The organism is Actinoplanes sp. NPDC051388, assembly GCF_055586225.1.
The window spans coordinates 18671-34325 of sequence record NZ_JBVJIP010000015.1 but is presented as its reverse complement, the minus strand read 5'-3'; the positions used below and the strand labels follow the sequence as shown (position 1 = coordinate 34325).

Annotated in this window: 12 protein-coding genes; 10 read left to right on the top strand and 2 right to left on the bottom strand. The window is 72.4% G+C overall.

Annotation, left to right across the window (positions count from 1 at the left end; all coding sequences use genetic code 11):
* Positions 1–39 precede the first annotated feature (39 nt).
* From ACZ6TI_RS32395 to ACZ6TI_RS32370, 6 genes are all read left to right on the top strand, one after another.
* Positions 40–2646 (top strand): exo-rhamnogalacturonan lyase family protein, encoded by a 2607-nt coding sequence (locus ACZ6TI_RS32395; protein WP_465348991.1) that lies wholly within the window; start codon positions 40–42, stop codon positions 2644–2646.
* Positions 2624–3127, top strand: a complete 504-nt coding sequence (locus ACZ6TI_RS32390; protein ID WP_465348990.1) for a S8 family serine peptidase — start codon at positions 2624–2626, stop codon at positions 3125–3127. Before ACZ6TI_RS32395 ends, ACZ6TI_RS32390 begins: the two co-directional genes overlap by 23 nt.
* Before the next feature lie 70 nt (positions 3128–3197).
* Entirely contained in the window at positions 3198–3533 is a 336-nt protein-coding gene (locus ACZ6TI_RS32385) for a PadR family transcriptional regulator (protein WP_465348989.1), read from the top strand.
* Entirely contained in the window at positions 3530–4567 is a 1038-nt protein-coding gene (locus tag ACZ6TI_RS32380; RefSeq protein ID WP_465348988.1) for a hypothetical protein, read from the top strand. Before ACZ6TI_RS32385 ends, ACZ6TI_RS32380 begins: the two co-directional genes overlap by 4 nt.
* 10 nt (positions 4568–4577) lie before the next feature.
* A complete protein-coding gene (locus ACZ6TI_RS32375) occupies positions 4578–5312 on the top strand; it encodes an SDR family oxidoreductase (RefSeq protein WP_465348987.1) in 735 nt (244 codons plus the stop codon).
* Positions 5313–5317: 5 nt separating this feature from the next.
* Positions 5318–6262, top strand: a complete 945-nt coding sequence (locus ACZ6TI_RS32370; protein WP_465348986.1) for an SMP-30/gluconolactonase/LRE family protein — start codon at positions 5318–5320, stop codon at positions 6260–6262.
* On the opposite strand, the gene ACZ6TI_RS32365 is transcribed toward ACZ6TI_RS32370, so the two are convergent.
* Positions 6259–7869, bottom strand: coding sequence for a chitinase (locus ACZ6TI_RS32365; RefSeq protein ID WP_465348985.1), 1611 nt, complete (start codon positions 7867–7869; stop codon positions 6259–6261). The genes ACZ6TI_RS32370 and ACZ6TI_RS32365 overlap by 4 nt on opposite strands.
* A 130-nt stretch (positions 7870–7999) precedes the next feature.
* On the opposite strand from ACZ6TI_RS32365, the gene ACZ6TI_RS32360 reads away from it, so the two are divergent.
* The 3 genes from ACZ6TI_RS32360 to ACZ6TI_RS32350 all read left to right on the top strand — a co-directional run bounded on the left by ACZ6TI_RS32360 (position 8000) and on the right by ACZ6TI_RS32350 (position 14168).
* Positions 8000–11023: an EAL domain-containing protein gene (locus tag ACZ6TI_RS32360; protein ID WP_465348984.1), complete on the top strand. Its 3024-nt coding sequence runs from the start codon at positions 8000–8002 to the stop codon at positions 11021–11023.
* A gap of 99 nt (positions 11024–11122) precedes the next feature.
* Positions 11123–12892: an alpha/beta hydrolase gene (locus tag ACZ6TI_RS32355; RefSeq protein ID WP_465348983.1), complete on the top strand. Its 1770-nt coding sequence runs from the start codon at positions 11123–11125 to the stop codon at positions 12890–12892.
* A gap of 127 nt (positions 12893–13019) precedes the next feature.
* On the top strand, positions 13020–14168 hold the full coding sequence (locus tag ACZ6TI_RS32350; RefSeq protein WP_465348982.1) for a cellulose-binding domain-containing protein: 1149 nt from the start codon (positions 13020–13022) through the stop codon (positions 14166–14168).
* Between the two features lie 9 nt (positions 14169–14177).
* Here the strand turns inward: ACZ6TI_RS32350 and ACZ6TI_RS32345 are convergent, their stop codons facing one another.
* Positions 14178–14354, bottom strand: a complete 177-nt coding sequence (locus ACZ6TI_RS32345; protein WP_465348981.1) for a hypothetical protein — start codon at positions 14352–14354, stop codon at positions 14178–14180.
* A gap of 137 nt (positions 14355–14491) precedes the next feature.
* Between ACZ6TI_RS32345 and ACZ6TI_RS32340 the strand changes: the two genes are divergently transcribed.
* Positions 14492–15646: an MFS transporter gene (locus ACZ6TI_RS32340; protein WP_465348980.1), complete on the top strand. Its 1155-nt coding sequence runs from the start codon at positions 14492–14494 to the stop codon at positions 15644–15646.
* Positions 15647–15655: the final 9 nt, after the last annotated feature.

Below are 15655 nucleotides of genomic sequence, written 5' to 3'. Positions count from 1 at the left end.
TCAACGGTCGTTCCGCACCCGAAGGGCAGGTCCTCCGCCATGGCCGTTCCCGATGTCCAGCTGCACTGGCTGGAAGGCCGTCCCGGCGCCGCCACCACCTCGGCCTGGGGCACGCCGTGGCCGCAGGGCGCGGTGCCCGGCGACCAGACGTTCCAGCTCGTCGCGCCGGACGGCGGCGCGGTGCCGCTGCAGAGCCGGCCGCTCGCCTTCTGGCCGGACGGCACGCTCAAGTGGAGCGGGCACGTCATCGCGGTGGACACGCCGGCCGAGGCGTACACGCTGCGGGCCGGGACGCCGGCCCGACCGGCGACGGCGGTCGTGGTCGCCGATCGCGCCGGGCACGTCGAGGTCGACACCGGCGTGATCCGGGCCCGGATCCACAAGAGCGGGCCGGAGCTGATCGCCCGGATCTGGCGCGGCGAGGTGGAGATCGCCCGGCGCGGCGTGCTCGTCAACCTGCGCCAGGCGCGGATCGAGGAGAACGAGGAGAAGGCCGCCGCCCGGGACCGCTTCGACAGCGACATCCGCAAGGTGCGCGTCGAGGAGTCCGGGCCGCTGCGCGCCGTGGTCCGCATCGACGGCGAGCACACCGACGGCGAGGGCAGGTCGTGGCTGCCGTTCACCGTCCGGCTCTATTTCGCGGCCGGCGCGGAGAGCATCCGGATGATGCACACCTTCGTCTACGACCGGGACGGCTTGCGGGATTTCATCGCCGGCCTCGGGGTGCGGTTCCGGGTGCCGATGCGGGACGCCGCCTACGACCGGCACGTGCGGTTCGTCGGCGACGGGCACGGCATGCTGAGCGAGGCGGTCCAGGGCATCACCGGCCTGCGCCGCGACCCCGGCGCCGCGGTGCGGGCGGCGCAGGTGGCCGGCACGAAACTGCCCGACCCGGCGACCTGGGACCAGCGGGTCACCACCCGGCTGCAGTACATCCCGCGGTGGGGCGACTACACGCTGAGCCAGCTGTCCGCCGGCGGCTTCACGGTGCGCAAGCGGACCGGGCCGGGGTACGGCTGGGTCTCCGTCGACCAGGGCGCCCGGGCGTCCGGGCTGGCCTACGTCGGCGGCGTCAGCGGCGGGCTCGCGGTCGGGCTGCGGGACTTCTGGCAGCGGCATCCGGCGCAACTCGACATCCGGCGGGCGGCCACCGAGGAGGCCGAGGTGACGGTCTGGCTGTGGGCGCCGGACGCCGGGCCGATGGACATGCGCTTCTATCACGACGGCATGGGCCAGGACACCTATCCCGAGCAGCTGCAGGGCCTGGAGATCACCTACGAGGACTACGAGCCCGGTTTCGGCACGCCGTACGGCATCTCGCGGACCAGCGAGCTCACCCTCTGGGCACTGCCCGCGACGCCGGCCGCGGACCGGCTCGCCGCGATGGCGGACCAGGTGCGCAAGCCGCCTCAGCTGATCAACCCGGTGCCGCATCTGGTCGCCTGCAAGGTGTTCGGCGGCCTGTTCGGGCCGGTCGACCGGTCGCACCCGGTCAAGGCGGTGATCGAGGACCACCTGGACTTCCTGTTCGGGCTCTACCAGCGTCAGGTCGAGCAACGCCACTGGTACGGCTTCTGGGACTACGGCGACATCATGCACACGTTCGACGAGGACCGCTCGGTGTGGCGCTACGACGTCGGCGGCTACGCGTGGGACAACTCCGAGCTCTCCCCCGACCTGTGGCTCTGGTACGCGTTCCTGCGCTCCGGCCGGGCCGACATCTTCCGCTTCGCCGAGGCGATGACCCGGCACACCGGCGAGGTGGACGTCTACCACCTCGGCCGGTGGGCCGGGCTCGGCACCCGGCACGGCGTGCAGCACTGGGCGGACAGCGCCAAGCAGCAACGCATCAGCACGGCCATGTACCGGCGGATCTACTACTTCCTGACCGGCGACGAGCGCACCGGTGACCTGCTGTCCGAACTGGTCGACTCGGACCGGACGTTCCTGGTGCTCGACCCGATCCGCAAGATCCGCACCGAGCCGTACACGCCGGATCCGCACGCGCTGTCGATCGGGCTCGGCACCGACTGGAGCGGGCTGGCCGGCGCCTGGCTGGCCGAGTGGGAGCGGCGCGGCCCGAAGGCGGACGTGGCGAAGGCGAAGCTGCTCGGCACGATGGCCACGATCGGCGCGATGCCGAACGGTTTCGTCACCGGCAGCGGGCTCTACGACCTGGACGCCGGCCGGTTCGCGCCGGTGACCGGCAAGGTCGTCAGCGTCTCGCATCTGAGCGCGATGTTCGGCCTGGTGGAGGTCTGCGCCGAGGTGATCGACCTGGTCGGCGACGCGGCGTTCGAGAGCGCCTGGTTGCAGTACTGCCGGCTGTTCAACGCGACCCGCGAGGAGCAGACGGCCGAGTGCGGCGCGTACTTCGGGAATCTGATCCTGCGGCAGGGGCACGCGCGCCTGACCGCCTATGCCGCGGTCCGGCTGAACCGCGCCGACCTGGCCGCGCGGGCCTGGCGCGAGTTCTACACCGGCGACGGCTACGGGCCGGCCTTGCCGTGGCGCAGCGAGCCGGTCACCCGCACGCTGAACCCGACCGAGGCGGCGAACTGGGTCTCCACCAACACGACGGCGCTCTACGGCCTGGCCGCGATCCAGAACCTGACCCTGGTGGGTGATCAGATCACGGCGCCCTGAAACGGCTGCGCATACGCGCAACGACCACCCGAGCGGCACCCTGCCCCCGGGGTCGCCGGCGCCGGGCGGGGACCTGCTCGACGTGATGCCCGCGCCCGGGCGGCTCGACTTCGGCGCCGGGCACGGCACCTTCACCGCCGGCATCGTGCAGCAGGTCGCGCCGGGCTGCGAGATCGTGGTCTACCGGTTCACCCGTGGGGACGGGCTGGGCACCGACGCGGACGCCGCGGCGATGCTGCTGCGGGCCGCCGAGGACGGGCACCGGGCCGGCGTGCGTACCGTCGTCAACGCCTCCTTCGGCACCGCGGCCCTCGACGGATCGCCGCCGCCCGCCCTGCGGGCCGCGGTCGAGCTCATCCACGCCACCTACCCCGGCGTGGTGATCGTGGCCAGCGCCGGGCTCTGCTGCGAGAACCCGGGCCTGAGCCCACGCGCGGCCGTCGACGAGCTCCTGGCCGGCCGCCCGGAGAAGACCGGCTAAAGCCGGATCCTGCGACTTCTGCCGGGCACCCCCCTGGCACGATAGTCAGATAATCTTTATATTGGCCCGCGTGAGCAAAGCGATGCGGGAGCCGACCTTCTGGATCCTGACCGCCCTGGTGGATCGGCCACGCCATGGTTACGGCGTGATCCGGGAGGCGGCGGACCTCTCCGGCGGCGAGGTGGTGCTGCAGGCCGGCACGCTTTATGCGGCGCTCGACCGGCTGACCGCCGAGGGCTTGGTGGAGATCGACCACGAGGAGATCGTCGAGGGCCGCCCGCGCCGTTACTACCGCCTGACGGAGCCAGGTGCGACCGCGCTCGCCGCCGAGACCGCCCGTCTCGCTCGCAACGCCGGCACGGCCGCGAGCCGCCTGCACGCCCACCGCCCGGGCTTCGCCTCATGAAAACACCGATCTTCCTGTACGCCTACCCGCGCGGCGACCGCCGTGCCGAGGTGCTGGACACCCTGCTGATGGCCGACGCGAGCGGCCACCCCGGCGCGCGCACACCGCGGAATCTGAGCCTGCTCCGGCACGGCCTGCGGGCCCGTCTGGGCCGGCCGCGCAGCCGTGGCGTGGTGGTCGCCGCCGTGCTCGTCGCGCTGGTCACCGGATTCTTCTCGGCCGCGCTGGCCAACCGGATCGCGTGGGAGGGCGCCCCGGACCTGCCCGGCGCGGCCGAGCGGACCGCGCTTGCCGAGCTGTTCGCCCCGGGCCTCCCGCTCGTCTGGGCGGACTGGTCGCCGGACGACGCGTCGAAGGCGCGGGCGCCGTTCGCCACCATCGGCGGCGAGCTGACCGCGCGCAAGATCGACGGCCAGGTGGACGGCACCGCCGAGACCGGCCGGGTGGCGACCTACATGGCCGGCCTCGAGGAGCGGCTGGACCGAGCCGGCTGGGAGGTCGTCGACGAATACTCGACCAGCCCGACGGACGCGACCGGTGCGCCGCAGAACGACTCGCGGGCGCTGACCGCGCGCAACGACCGACTGGTGCTGGATTTCGAGGACTACCACGACGCGACGTACCAGGAGAGCTGGCTGACGCTCTCGGTCTACCGCGCCGAGCCGGTCTGGATCACCGCGACGACCTTCGCGGCCGGGCTGCCCGGCGCGCTGCTCGGCTGGCTGCTCTTCGGCTGGGCGAGCCGGCGCACCGCGGACCACCCGACGGCGGCCCTGCTCAGCGGCGGCGCGGCGCTGTTCGGGATGTTCGCCACCGGGCCGGCGCTGCTGCTCGGCCTGGGCTACCTGACCGCGCTGACCGGCGACTACCTGCCCTCGTCGCCGTTCTGGATCGCGCTGGAGCCGGACAACGAGTTCGGCGGCTTCGCCATCCCGGTCGCGGTGCTGTTCAGCGCCGCCCTGGTCGTCGCCGCGGTGCCGCGGAGGGAGCGCCACGACGCCGAAGAGGATACGGTCACTGGTCTGCCGACATGAGGGGCTGAGGATGCGGGTCGCGGTGGTCACCGGTGGTGGCAGTGGCATCGGGGCGGCGGTGGCGCGGGAGCTGTCCGGCGACGGCTGGACGGTGGTGATCGCCGGGCGGCGCCGGGACGCGCTGGAGGCGGTCGCCGGCGCGAACCCGGGCGTCGAGGCCGTGCCGGCGGACGTCACCGACGAGGCGAGCGTGCGCGACCTGTTCGACCGCACGGTCGAGCGGCACGGCCGGGTCGATCTGCTGTTCAACAACGCCGGCATGGGCGCGCCCGCGGTCGGCCTCGACGAGCATCCGCTGGACGTCTGGCAGCAGGTCGTCGCCGTGAACCTGACCGGCGCCTTCCTGTGCACCCGCGAGGCCTTCCGGGTGATGCGGCGGCAGGAGCCGCGCGGCGGGCGGATCATCAACAACGGGTCGATCGCGGCGCACACGCCACGGCCGCTCGCGGTGGCGTATACGGCGACGAAGCACGCGATCACCGGGCTGACCAAGTCGACCGCGCTGGACGGGCGGGCGTTCGACATCGCCTGCGGGCAGATCGACATCGGCAACGCGGCCACCGACATGGGCGGCGCGGCGGCGAACGGCGCGTTGCAACCGGACGGGCAGGTGCGGCCCGAGGCGGTGATGGACGTCGGCGAGGCGGCCCGCGCGGTGCGCTACATGGCGGGGCTACCACTGGAGGCGAACGTGCTCACGATGACCGTGATGGCGACGAAGATGCCCTATGTGGGGCGGGGGTGACGGCGATGGACCACGGCCGCGCGTGGGACGTGGACCGCACCGTCGTGCGGTTCCCGGATCCGGCGATCGAGATCGTCGACGAGCGGTTCCGGCCGCTGGTGGTCGGACACGAGGTGGTCGAGCGGCTGTGGACCGGCGGGCGCTGGCTGGAGGGGCCGGTGTGGTTCGGCGACGGCCGCTTCCTGCTGTTCTCCGACATCCCCAACGACCGGATGCTGCGCTGGAGCGAGAGCACCGGCGAGGTCGACGTGTTCCGGCAGCCGTCCGGCAACAGCAACGGCAACACCCGCGATCGGCAGGGCCGGTTGGTCACCTGCGAGCACCGGGGGCGGCGGGTGACGCGCACGGAGCACGACGGCGCCGTCACCGTGCTGCTGGACGCCTTCGGGGGCGGGCGGCTGAACGCCCCGAACGACGTGACCACCCACTCCGACGGCTCGGTGTGGTTCACCGATCCGGGCTGGGGCATCGCCTTCCACTACGAGGGCGACAAGGCGGACGAGGAGATCCCGCGGCACGTCTACCGGATCGACCCGGACACCGGCGCCGCGGAGGTGGTGATCGAGGGCATGGAACGCCCGAACGGCATCTGCTTCGCGCCGGACGAGTCGCTGCTCTACGTGGTGGACGTCGGCCACATCAAGGTCTTCGAGATGCGCGCCGGCCGTCCGGTGAACGGGCGCGTGTTCGCCGAGATGAGCCCGGGCGGCCCGGACGGCATCCGCACCGACACCGACGGCAACCTGTGGGCCTCGGCCGGCGACGGCGGCCCCGGCTTCGACGGCGTGCACTGCTTCCACCCGGACGGCACCCTGATCGGCCGGATCCACCTGCCCGAGACGTGCGCCAACCTGTGCTTCGGCGGGGTGAAGAAGAACCGGCTCTTCATGACCGCGAGCCGGTCCCTCTACAGCGTCTACGTGGAAGCCCTGGGCGCCCAGCGACCCTAGGCCGTGGCCGGCTCGCCCGGCACGGTGAACAGCGGCTGCCACGGGTCGTCCGGGCCGACCGGGAACTCGGTCGACGGCGCGTCGCCCTTCGACGACCACCGGGCCTGATAGGGCAGCCCGTCGAACAGCACCCGGTCGCCGTGGGCATAGACCGTCTCCGGGTTCCACGCGTCGGTCACCCCGGTCACCGTCGGGCTCGGGCGCGGCGCCGTCTCGGTCGAGTTGACCGGGCCGATCACCGTCCACGGGCTCGGCGTGGTCGCGTCGCCCGGCTCGGCCGGGTCGGCGCCCTGGTTCGTCCACTTGGCCTCGTAGACGACGCCGTGCCACACCACCTTGTAGCCGCTCACGTACTGGGCGGCGAGCCGCCACACCGGGTACGGGCTGGTCTTCGGGTCGTCCACCATCGGCTCCTGGTCGGGGATCTCCACCGAGTCCCGGCCCGAGGTGCCGACCGCGCTGCCCGGCAGGCCGGCGAAGACGCCGGAGAAGGCCAGCGCCTCCTGGTTCACGCCGCTGCAGGTGTTCGAGTGCACCACGACGTTCGTGAACGTGCCGCGGCACCGGGCGTCCCGGTTCAGCGACCACATCGAGACCCGGCCCAGGCCGTTCTCGACCGCGAACGAGGCGAGCCCGCGGGCGTCGTCGACGGTGAAGCGCTCGGCGTCCACGTCGTTCTGCCCGATCATCGGGGTGGCGCCGATCCGGGACCACACCTCCGGCGAGGTCAGCTGCACGCCGAGCCGCAGATAGAGGTCGCTCAGCTGCTTGTGGGTGGCCTCCAGGGCCCGGATGCCCAGCTCGAGCATGTCCGGGTTCGAGCCCGCCGCCGAGCCGTAGTCCATGGTCATCACGTTGACGCCGCGCAGCGAGACGCCGCCCGCGAGCGTGGTGCGCACCGCGGCCAGCCCGTCGGCGGTCAGGCCGTCCGGTGACACCGGCAGGGTGAGCCACACGGTCAGCGGCGTGCCGGCCTCGGCCCGCTCGGCCTGCAGGTCGGCCAGGGCGGTCGCGCGCCGGGTCAGCGACGCCTGGTCCGCGATCGCGGTGCCCTCGATGTCCAGATCCAGCGTGTCGAGCTGATAGCGGTTCACCAGCTGCCGGTACGCGTCGGTGAGCCGCGCCTGGTCGGTGCACGCGACGGCCAGCTCGTTGTTGGTGAGCCCGCCGAGGCTGAGCATGATGCTGCCGCCGCCGGCCCGCAGCTGGCTGATCCGCCGGTCCAGCTCCAGCGAGGCGGCCGCCTCGTCCGGGCTGTACGCGCCACCCCAGCTGGGCGAGCACCCGTCCTTCGGGTCGGCGACCACGAACGCCAGCGCCACGTCGTTGGCCGGGTTGACCTCCGGGTCCTGGAACTCGAAGGTCGGCGTCAGCGTGACGTCCACGTACGGAACGGCCCACGACTTCGCGGTCGGCCCGGCCGTGTCCCGCAGGTGCAGCACCGCGATCGTGCCGCCGCCGCCGAGCCCGGCCAGCACGAGGATCAGGAAGCCGAGCCGCAGCCAGGAGAGCCGCTCGGCCGGGGCTTCGGGCTCCTGCCAGTCCGGATCCGCGAGGGGGTCGTGATCGGGCCGGGCGGAGGGCAGCGTGGCGCCGTTCGTAGGCATGCCGGACCAGATCGGCATCCGGGCCCGCGACTGAAGGATCGCGTCGGTGAAACCTTCAAGCGACCACCGCCCGCAACCGATGAGAATCCCGGGCCGCAGGTGCGGCCTCGTCTCGATCGAAGGGCAGGCCATGCAGCGCAACCCGGTGGACCAGCGCAGGCCGGACACCCAGCGCCAGTGGGGAGCCGACCGCCGAACGGCCCCGCACCCGCTGGTGCCACCGCCTGTCTCCGAGGGGCGCATCGCCCGGGGCCGGCTGGCGATCGTGCTGACCATCGCCGTGTGGGCCGGGTACATGGTCAGCACGGTGATCCAGCAGTTCATCGCCGGCCACGCGAACAGCGCCCGGCTGGTGATCGAGGCGATCGTGTACATGGTCGTGGTCACCGGGCTGGCCGCCTCCGCGGTCGCGTACCTGATCACCCGGATCGGCTTCTTCTATCGCAGCCGCGCCCACCACCGGGCGCCGCGCATCGTGCTGGACAACTTCCTGGCCGGCGAGACGCCGTCGGTGACCGTGCTGGTGCCTTCCTACCAGGAGGACGAGCGGATCATCCGGACCACGCTGCTGACCGCGGCGCTGCAGGAGTACCCCGGCCTGCGGGTGGTGCTGCTGATCGACGACCCGCCGCAGCCGAAGACCCGCAAGGCCCGCGACCTGCTGCTCGAGGCGCGGGCGCTGCCGGCCGCGATCGAGGCCGAGCTGGCCGTGCCGTTCACCCGCGTGCGGGCCGCCGCCGAGCGGTTCGAGACGGCGATCGAGGGCCGCACGCCGACCGTCGAGGACATGCGCGAGCTCGCCGACGAGTACCGGTTCGCGGCCGGATGGCTCTTCGGGCTGGGCCGCAAGCAGGAGATGGTCGACCACACCGACACGTTCTTCGTCGAGCACATCGTCAACGCGCTCGCCGAGGACCTGGGCACGATCGCCGAGGCGCTGGAGAGCGGCGCCGACGACGACGCGACGCTGCCCGAGGAGCGGCTGGTCCAGCTGTACCGCCGGCTGATGGCGACCTTCGACGCCACCATGACGAGCTTCGAGCGCAAGCGGTACGTGTCGCTGTCCGGCGAGCCGAACAAGGCGATGAACCTGAACAGCTACATCGGGCTGATGGGCGGCAGCTACCAGGAGGTCGGCACCCCGCTCGGCATCGCGCTGGTGCCGGCCGTCCCGGGGCGGGCCGAGCTCGTCGTCCCGGACCCGGACTACGTGCTGACCCTGGACGCGGACAGCGTGCTGCTGCCGGAGTATGCGCTGCGCCTGGTGCACCTGATGGAGCAGGGCGCGCACGAGCGGCAGGCGGTGGCACAGACGCCGTACAGCGCCTTCCCCGGCTCGGCGACCCGGATCGAACGGATCTCCGGCGCCACCACCGACATCCAGCACATCGTGCACCAGGGCATGACGCACTACGACGCCACCTTCTGGGTGGGCGCCAACGCGGTGCTGCGCAAGAAGGCGCTCGACGAGATCTGCGAGATCTCCTATGAGGGCGACTGGGAGATCCGCCGCTACATCCAGGACCGCACCGTCATCGAGGACACCGAGTCGACGATCGACCTGCGGGTCAACGGGTGGGGGCTGTTCAACTACCCGGAGCGGCTCGCGTACAGCGCCACGCCGCCGGACTTCGGCTCGCTGGCCATCCAGCGGCAGCGCTGGGCGAACGGCGGGCTGCTCATCCTGTCCCGCCTGAAGGACCAGTTCCGGGTGCAGGACAAGGTGCGCTTCGGCGAGCTGTTCCTGCGGGTGAACTACATGGCCTCCATCTTCTGGAGCTCGGTGTGCCTGGTGGTCATGCTGGCCTACCCGTTCAACGCCGACCTGCTCAACCCGATCCTGCTGCTGGTGTCGGTGCCCTACTTCCTGATGATGAGCGCGGACCTGAAGGCGGCCGGCTACAAGCGGACCGACGTGCTGCGGATCTACGGCTTCAACCTGATCCTGTTGCCGGTGAACCTGAGCGGCAGCTTCGCCTCGATCCTGCAGCTGCTGACCGGCGAGAAGAGCGCCTTCAAACGTACGCCGAAGGTGCGCGACCGGACCACGGCGGCGACCTCCTATCTGCTCGCCCCGCTGGCCCTGATCGCCCTCTGTGGGTACACAGTGGTGCGTGACGTTCAGCTGCACCAGTGGGACAACCTGGTCTTCGCCGGCCTGAACCTGATCCTGTCCACGTACGCGATGGTGGCGTACGTCGGGGTCGGCAACACCGTGGTCGACCTGTTCACGCACCTGCGGAACTGGCTCGTCCGCCCGGCGCAGCCGAAGAAGCGCAAGCGGGTCGCCGGCGACCTCCGCCCGGCCCTGGCCTCGCACGCCGAGGCCCGCGCGCTGGCCGCGAACGGCGCGATCGGCGACTGGGCATCGGTGCTGCACTACCGCTCGGACCGGGGCTCCTCCGGTCAGGTCGCGGTCCGGGCGACGCAGCCCGTGGCGGCCGGCCGGGCCCGGCGCGGCACCTCCACCGGACCGACGCAGTCGAACTCGTTCGAGGAGTTCACCTTCTTCACCGTCTTCCAGCCGATCTCCGACCTGAAGTCCGGCGAGGTCGTCGGCTACGAGGCGCTGACCCGGTTCGCCGACGGCAGCAGCCCCGAGGGCGGGCTGGAGGCCGCGCAGCTGCGGGGCCGGCACATCGACCTGGACGCCGCGCTGATCCGGGCCGCGCTGGCCTCCGCGGAGGCGCTGCCGGAGGGCGCCTGGCTGGCCGTGAACGTGTCGGCCGACCTGCTGCGCCGGCCCCGCGAGCTGGAGCCGCTGCTGGCCGAGAGCCCGCGGCCGCTGGTGCTCGAGGTCGCCGAGGCGGACCGGTCGGATCTGGAGAACCTGCCGACCGGGGTGCGGATCGCCGTGGACGACGCCGGCGCCGGCTACGACACCCTGGCCCGGCTGGAGGCGCTCGAGCCGGGCTTCCTCAAGCTCGGCCGGGCGGCGTTGGCCGGCGTCGAGACCGAGGGCGCCCGCCGCGCGTCGATCCGGTCGCTGGTCGAGTTCGCCCGCGAGCACGACTGCACGGTGATCGCCGAGGGCATCGAGTCGGAGCAGCAGCGGGACGCGCTCGCCGAGTGCGGCGTGCCCCTGGGCCAGGGCTTCTATCTGGGCCGCCCGGCCCCGATGTCGCTGGCACCGTCCACTTTGACAAGCGTGTAAATATCGGCACTTGTCAACCTCTCGTAGGGTCGGCGACGTCTCATCACTGAGACGTCGCCGGTGCCCGCCGGTGACCCGTCCTTACGGAAGGGCATCTGAATGAGAGCCTCTCTCCGCCTCTTCGCGGTAGGAGTCAGCGGACTACTCCTGGCCGGCTCGGCCGTCGTCCCGGCCACCGCCGCGCCGGCGGCCCCGGCCGCCGACCGGACCAGTGCCGCCGAGGCGCGACGCGTCGACCGGGTCCCCACACCCGATCTCGACTGGTACGCCTGTTACGACTGGGCCGAGTGCACGACGGTCGATCTGCCCCTGGACTACGACCGGCCGAACGGTCCCACCACCGAGATCGCCCTGCTCCGCGTCAAGGCGCGCGACCAGGCGAACAAGATCGGCAGCCTGTTCCTGAACCCCGGCGGCCCCGGCGGATCGGGCACGTCGATCGCGCTGGCCTCGCCGTTCTTCCTGAGCCCGGAGCTGGTCGACCGGTTCGACGTGGTCGGCTTCGACCCGCGCGGCATCGCGAACAGCGAGAACGTGAAGTGCTTCAAGAACACCCGGGAGCAGACCGAGAAGCTGGCCGGGATGAACGTCTTCTTCCCGTGGGGAGCGCAGGAGGAGAGCGCGTACGTCAACTCGGCGCGCGAGCTCGGCAAGTCCTGCTCGTCCACCGGCAAGAAGCTGGCCGGTGCGATGTCCACGGCGCAGCTTGCCCGGGACATGGACGTGCTGCGCCGGGCGGTCGGCGACGACAAGCTGTCCTACCTGGGGTTCAGCTACGGCACCGCGCTGGGGCAGTACTACGCGAACATGTTCCCGGACCGGTTCCGCGCGATCACGGTCGACGGCGTGATCAACCCGACCAAGTGGGTCGGCAGCCAGCAGACCAAGGACCAGACGCTGGACGACCGGCTGCGCAGCGCGGACGGCGCCTATCGCGCGCTCACCGAGATCTTCAAGCGCTGTGACGCCGCCGGCGAGGAGCTGTGCGCGGAGTCGGGCAAGCTCGCGGCCGACTTCGAGCTGGTCGCCGACCGGTTGCGGGCGGCGCCGATCGAGTTCGAGGACGAGGCCGGCAAGTACTACTTCCGGTACTCGGACCTGGTCGGCAACGCGTTGGGCATGCTCTACGACGCGTACGGTTCGGAGTATCTGATCTTCATGGTCCAGGACCTGCTGGTGCTGACCGATCCGGACGCTTCCACCGAACGCCGAACCACGGCCGGCAAGTCGCTGTCGAAGCTGCTCGCCGAGCACGGCAAGCGGACCGGGCGGGACTTCCCCTACTACAACGACGCCGAGGCCAACGCCGCCGTGATCTGCACCGACGGGCTGCATCCGGCGGATGCGGCGCTGTGGCCGGAGCTGACCGCGCGGGCCGACGAGCGGGCGCCGTACTTCGGCCGCGCGTGGGGCTGGGGCGACGCGTCCTGTGCCCGCAAGACCTGGACGGTCGAGGACGAGGACGCCTACCGCGGGCCGTTCAGCAAGCGCACCGCGGCGCCGGTGCTGGTGGTCGGCAACTACTGGGACCCGGCGACCAACTACGACGACGCGGTCAGCTCGGCGCAGCTGCTGCCGAACAGCCGCCTGCTGTCCAGCGACAGCTGGGGACACACCGCCTACGGCACCTCGGCGTGCGCCACCGGCGCCGTGGACGAATATCTGCTGCGCGGCGCGCTGCCGGCCGAGGGCACCCTCTGCGTCGGTGACGTGCAGCCGTTCCAGCCGCAGCCCGAGGCGAACAAGCGTGGCGCCGCCACGCAGGCCCGGACGGAGAAGGCCCCGTCCGAGCTCGCCGAGGTGGCCAAGCTGAGCCCGCCGGCCGCCGGCGAGCCCAGGCTGCTGCCGCCGGTCATGGCACTGCGTTAATCCCGAGCAGGATCGTCCCGCGGCGCGGCAGTACCGGCCGCGGGACGACCCTGGTGGTAGGCACAGGGAACATGTACCGTCATCAATGCATGGGAGCGCTCCCATGCGTGCTGGCGAGGGGTGAGACATGCGAGTCCGTGCCGCTCTGGCCGCCGTGGCGGCCACCGCCGTGTCCGCCGTCGCGCTGGTCGGGCTGCACGCCACGACCGCGCAGGCGGCGACCGCGTGCACCGTTGACTACACGGTCAACCAGTGGTCCACCGGTTTCACCACCGACGTCAAGCTCACCAACACCGGCCCGGCCGTCACCACCTGGACGCTCGGCTGGAACTTCGCCGGCGACCAGCGCATCACCACCGGCTGGAACGCCCGGATCAGCCAGTCCGGCCCGGCCGTCACGGCGGCCGACGTGGGCTGGAACGGCTCGCTGGCCACCGGCGGATCCGCGTCCTTCGGCTTCCAGGCGACCTACTCCGGCGGCAACGCGAAGCCCGCCGACTTCACCCTGAACGGCGTCTCCTGCAGCGGGGAGACGCCGCCGTCGAGCCCTCCCCCGTCGTCGTCCGAGCCGCCACCGCCGCCGTCCGGCGACTGTCCCGTGTGGGCGATCTGCGACGGCTTCGAGGACCAGGCGGCCGGCCCGCCCGGTGGCCGCTGGGCTGTCACCTTTCCGGACTGCCAGGGCGCCGGCGCGGCGGTCATCGACAAGAGCACCGGGCACGGCGGCGCCACGTCCCTGCGGGTGGACGGCGCCGCGGGTTACTGCAACCACGTGTTCGTCCGCAGCACCGGCATCCTCGGCCTGACCGGCGATCAGGTGTTCGTGCGCTACTGGGTGCGGCACACCACCGCGCTGCCCGCCGCGCACATCACCACGGTGGCCCTGCGGGACGCCGCGGACGGCGACCGCGATCTGCGCTTCGGCGGCCAGAACGGGGCGCTGCAATGGAATCGCGCGTCCGACGACGCCACCCTGCCCGAGCAGAGCCCGACCGGCGTCGCGCTCTCCCGCCCGCTGCCGGTGAACACCTGGAACTGTGTCGAGTTCAAGGTGAACGGCGCCGACGGGACGATGGAGACCTGGCTCAACGGCACCTCCGTGCCGGGTCTGCTGCAGGACGGCGTGCCCACCCACGACATCGACTCCCAGTGGCTCAACCGCACCTACCGGCCGGACCTGACCGACCTCAAGCTGGGCTGGGAGAGCTACGGCGAGGGCGCCGACACCCTCTGGTACGACGACATCGCGGCCGGGAACTTCCGGATCGGCTGCTGACCGGCGACATCAGGCGTTTCGGCGGAAGGCCGGCGCGTGGTCCCGCGCCCAGTCCGCGAACCCGCGGGCCGGCCGGCCGAGGATCCGCTCGACGGCGTCCGAGGTCGGTCCCGGCCGCACCGCGCAGTCGGCCGGCGAGCCGAGCAGCCGCTCCGGCACGTCGGCGGGCAGCCCCTGGCCGAGCATCGCCCGCCGGACCTGCTCGGCCGGCAGCGCCGCTCTACGGCATGCTCACCGACCGGTTCGGCGTCACCTGGGTGCTCGACGTCGCGGTCGCCTACTGAGTTTGCAGCCACCGCCCGACACGGGAAGACTCGGCGATCGTGACGTTCCGGGCAGCCGTGGGCTGGGTGGTCGCGGTGGTGCTGGTGGCGCTCACGCTGCGGCCGGTCATCGCGTCGGTGCCGCCGATCGTCGACGACGTGCGCTCCGCATATGGGCTGTCGGGCGCGGCGGCCGGCGCGCTGACCGCGGCCCCGGTGGTGTGCATGGGCGCGTGCGCCCCGGTGGCCGCCTGGCTCGCGGCCCGGTGGGGCGCCGGTCGCGCGGTGGCCGTGGCGCTGGCGCTGATCGCGGTGGCGACCGCGGCCCGCCCGATCGCCGGCGCCACGCTGATGTTCACCGGCACGGTGGTGGCCGGCGTCGGGGTCGCGATCGGCGGTGCGCTGCTGCCGGCCCTGGTGCGGGCCCGGTTCCCCGGCCGGGTGGGTCCGATCACCGGCGTCTACACGGCGGCGCTGATCACCGGCGCCCTGATCAGCGCGGGCACGACCGAGCCGCTGCGCGGGGCGCTGCCCGGCGGATGGCGCGGCGCGCTCGCGTTCTGGACGCTGCCCGCCGTCGTGGCGCTGGTGGCCTGGTGGGCGGCGCGTCCCGGCGCACCGCTGGCGGCCGCCGCGGCGTCGGACGGCTCCTGGTCGCCGTGGCGCAGCCGGTCCGCGTGGCTGGCCACGATCTACATGGGTGGCCAGTCGCTGCTCTACTACGCGGCGCTGGCCTGGCTGGCCGCGCGCTACATCGAGCTGCACTGGTCGGCTCGGTCGGCCGGCGGTCTGCTGGCCCTGTTCAGCGCCGCCCAGCTGATCACCGCGCTCGGGCTGCCGACGCTCGTCCGGCGCGATCCGCGACCGGTGATCGGCGCCGCGCTGCTGGCGACGATGGCCGCCCTCGCGATGATCGCGCTGGCGCCACTGGCCGCGCCCGCGGTGTGGGTGACGCTGCTCGGCCTCGGTGTGGGCGGGAGCTTCGCTCTGGCGCTGACCGTGGTGGGCCAGGTCGCGCCGAACCCGGCGGACACCTCGCGGGCGGCGGGCATGGCGTTCTTCGTGGGCTACCTGCTGGCGTCGATCGGGCCGGTCGCGGTCGGGCTGCTGCACGACGCGACCGGCGGCTACCTCTGGCCGTACCTGGCGCTGGTCGGGGTCGGTCTGGTCACGCTCGCCGCGGCGCTTCCGGCCGGCGCCGCGGCGCGTACCTAAAGGGTTTAG

Excerpts from the sequence above, each read along its gene's own strand:
- ACZ6TI_RS32395 (WP_465348991.1), top strand. The coding sequence starts at position 40 with ATGGCCGTTCCCGATGTCCAGCTGCACTGGCTGGAAGGCCGTCCCGGC.
- ACZ6TI_RS32380 (WP_465348988.1), top strand. The coding sequence starts at position 3,530 with ATGAAAACACCGATCTTCCTGTACGCCTACCCGCGCGGCGACCGCCGT.
- ACZ6TI_RS32375 (WP_465348987.1), top strand. The coding sequence starts at position 4,578 with ATGCGGGTCGCGGTGGTCACCGGTGGTGGCAGTGGCATCGGGGCGGCG.
- ACZ6TI_RS32370 (WP_465348986.1), top strand. The coding sequence starts at position 5,318 with ATGGACCACGGCCGCGCGTGGGACGTGGACCGCACCGTCGTGCGGTTC.
- ACZ6TI_RS32365 (WP_465348985.1), bottom strand. The coding sequence starts at position 7,869 with ATGCCTACGAACGGCGCCACGCTGCCCTCCGCCCGGCCCGATCACGAC.
- ACZ6TI_RS32360 (WP_465348984.1), top strand. The coding sequence starts at position 8,000 with ATGCAGCGCAACCCGGTGGACCAGCGCAGGCCGGACACCCAGCGCCAG.
- ACZ6TI_RS32355 (WP_465348983.1), top strand. The coding sequence starts at position 11,123 with ATGAGAGCCTCTCTCCGCCTCTTCGCGGTAGGAGTCAGCGGACTACTC.
- ACZ6TI_RS32350 (WP_465348982.1), top strand. The coding sequence starts at position 13,020 with ATGCGAGTCCGTGCCGCTCTGGCCGCCGTGGCGGCCACCGCCGTGTCC.
- ACZ6TI_RS32345 (WP_465348981.1), bottom strand. The coding sequence starts at position 14,354 with ATGCTCGGCCAGGGGCTGCCCGCCGACGTGCCGGAGCGGCTGCTCGGC.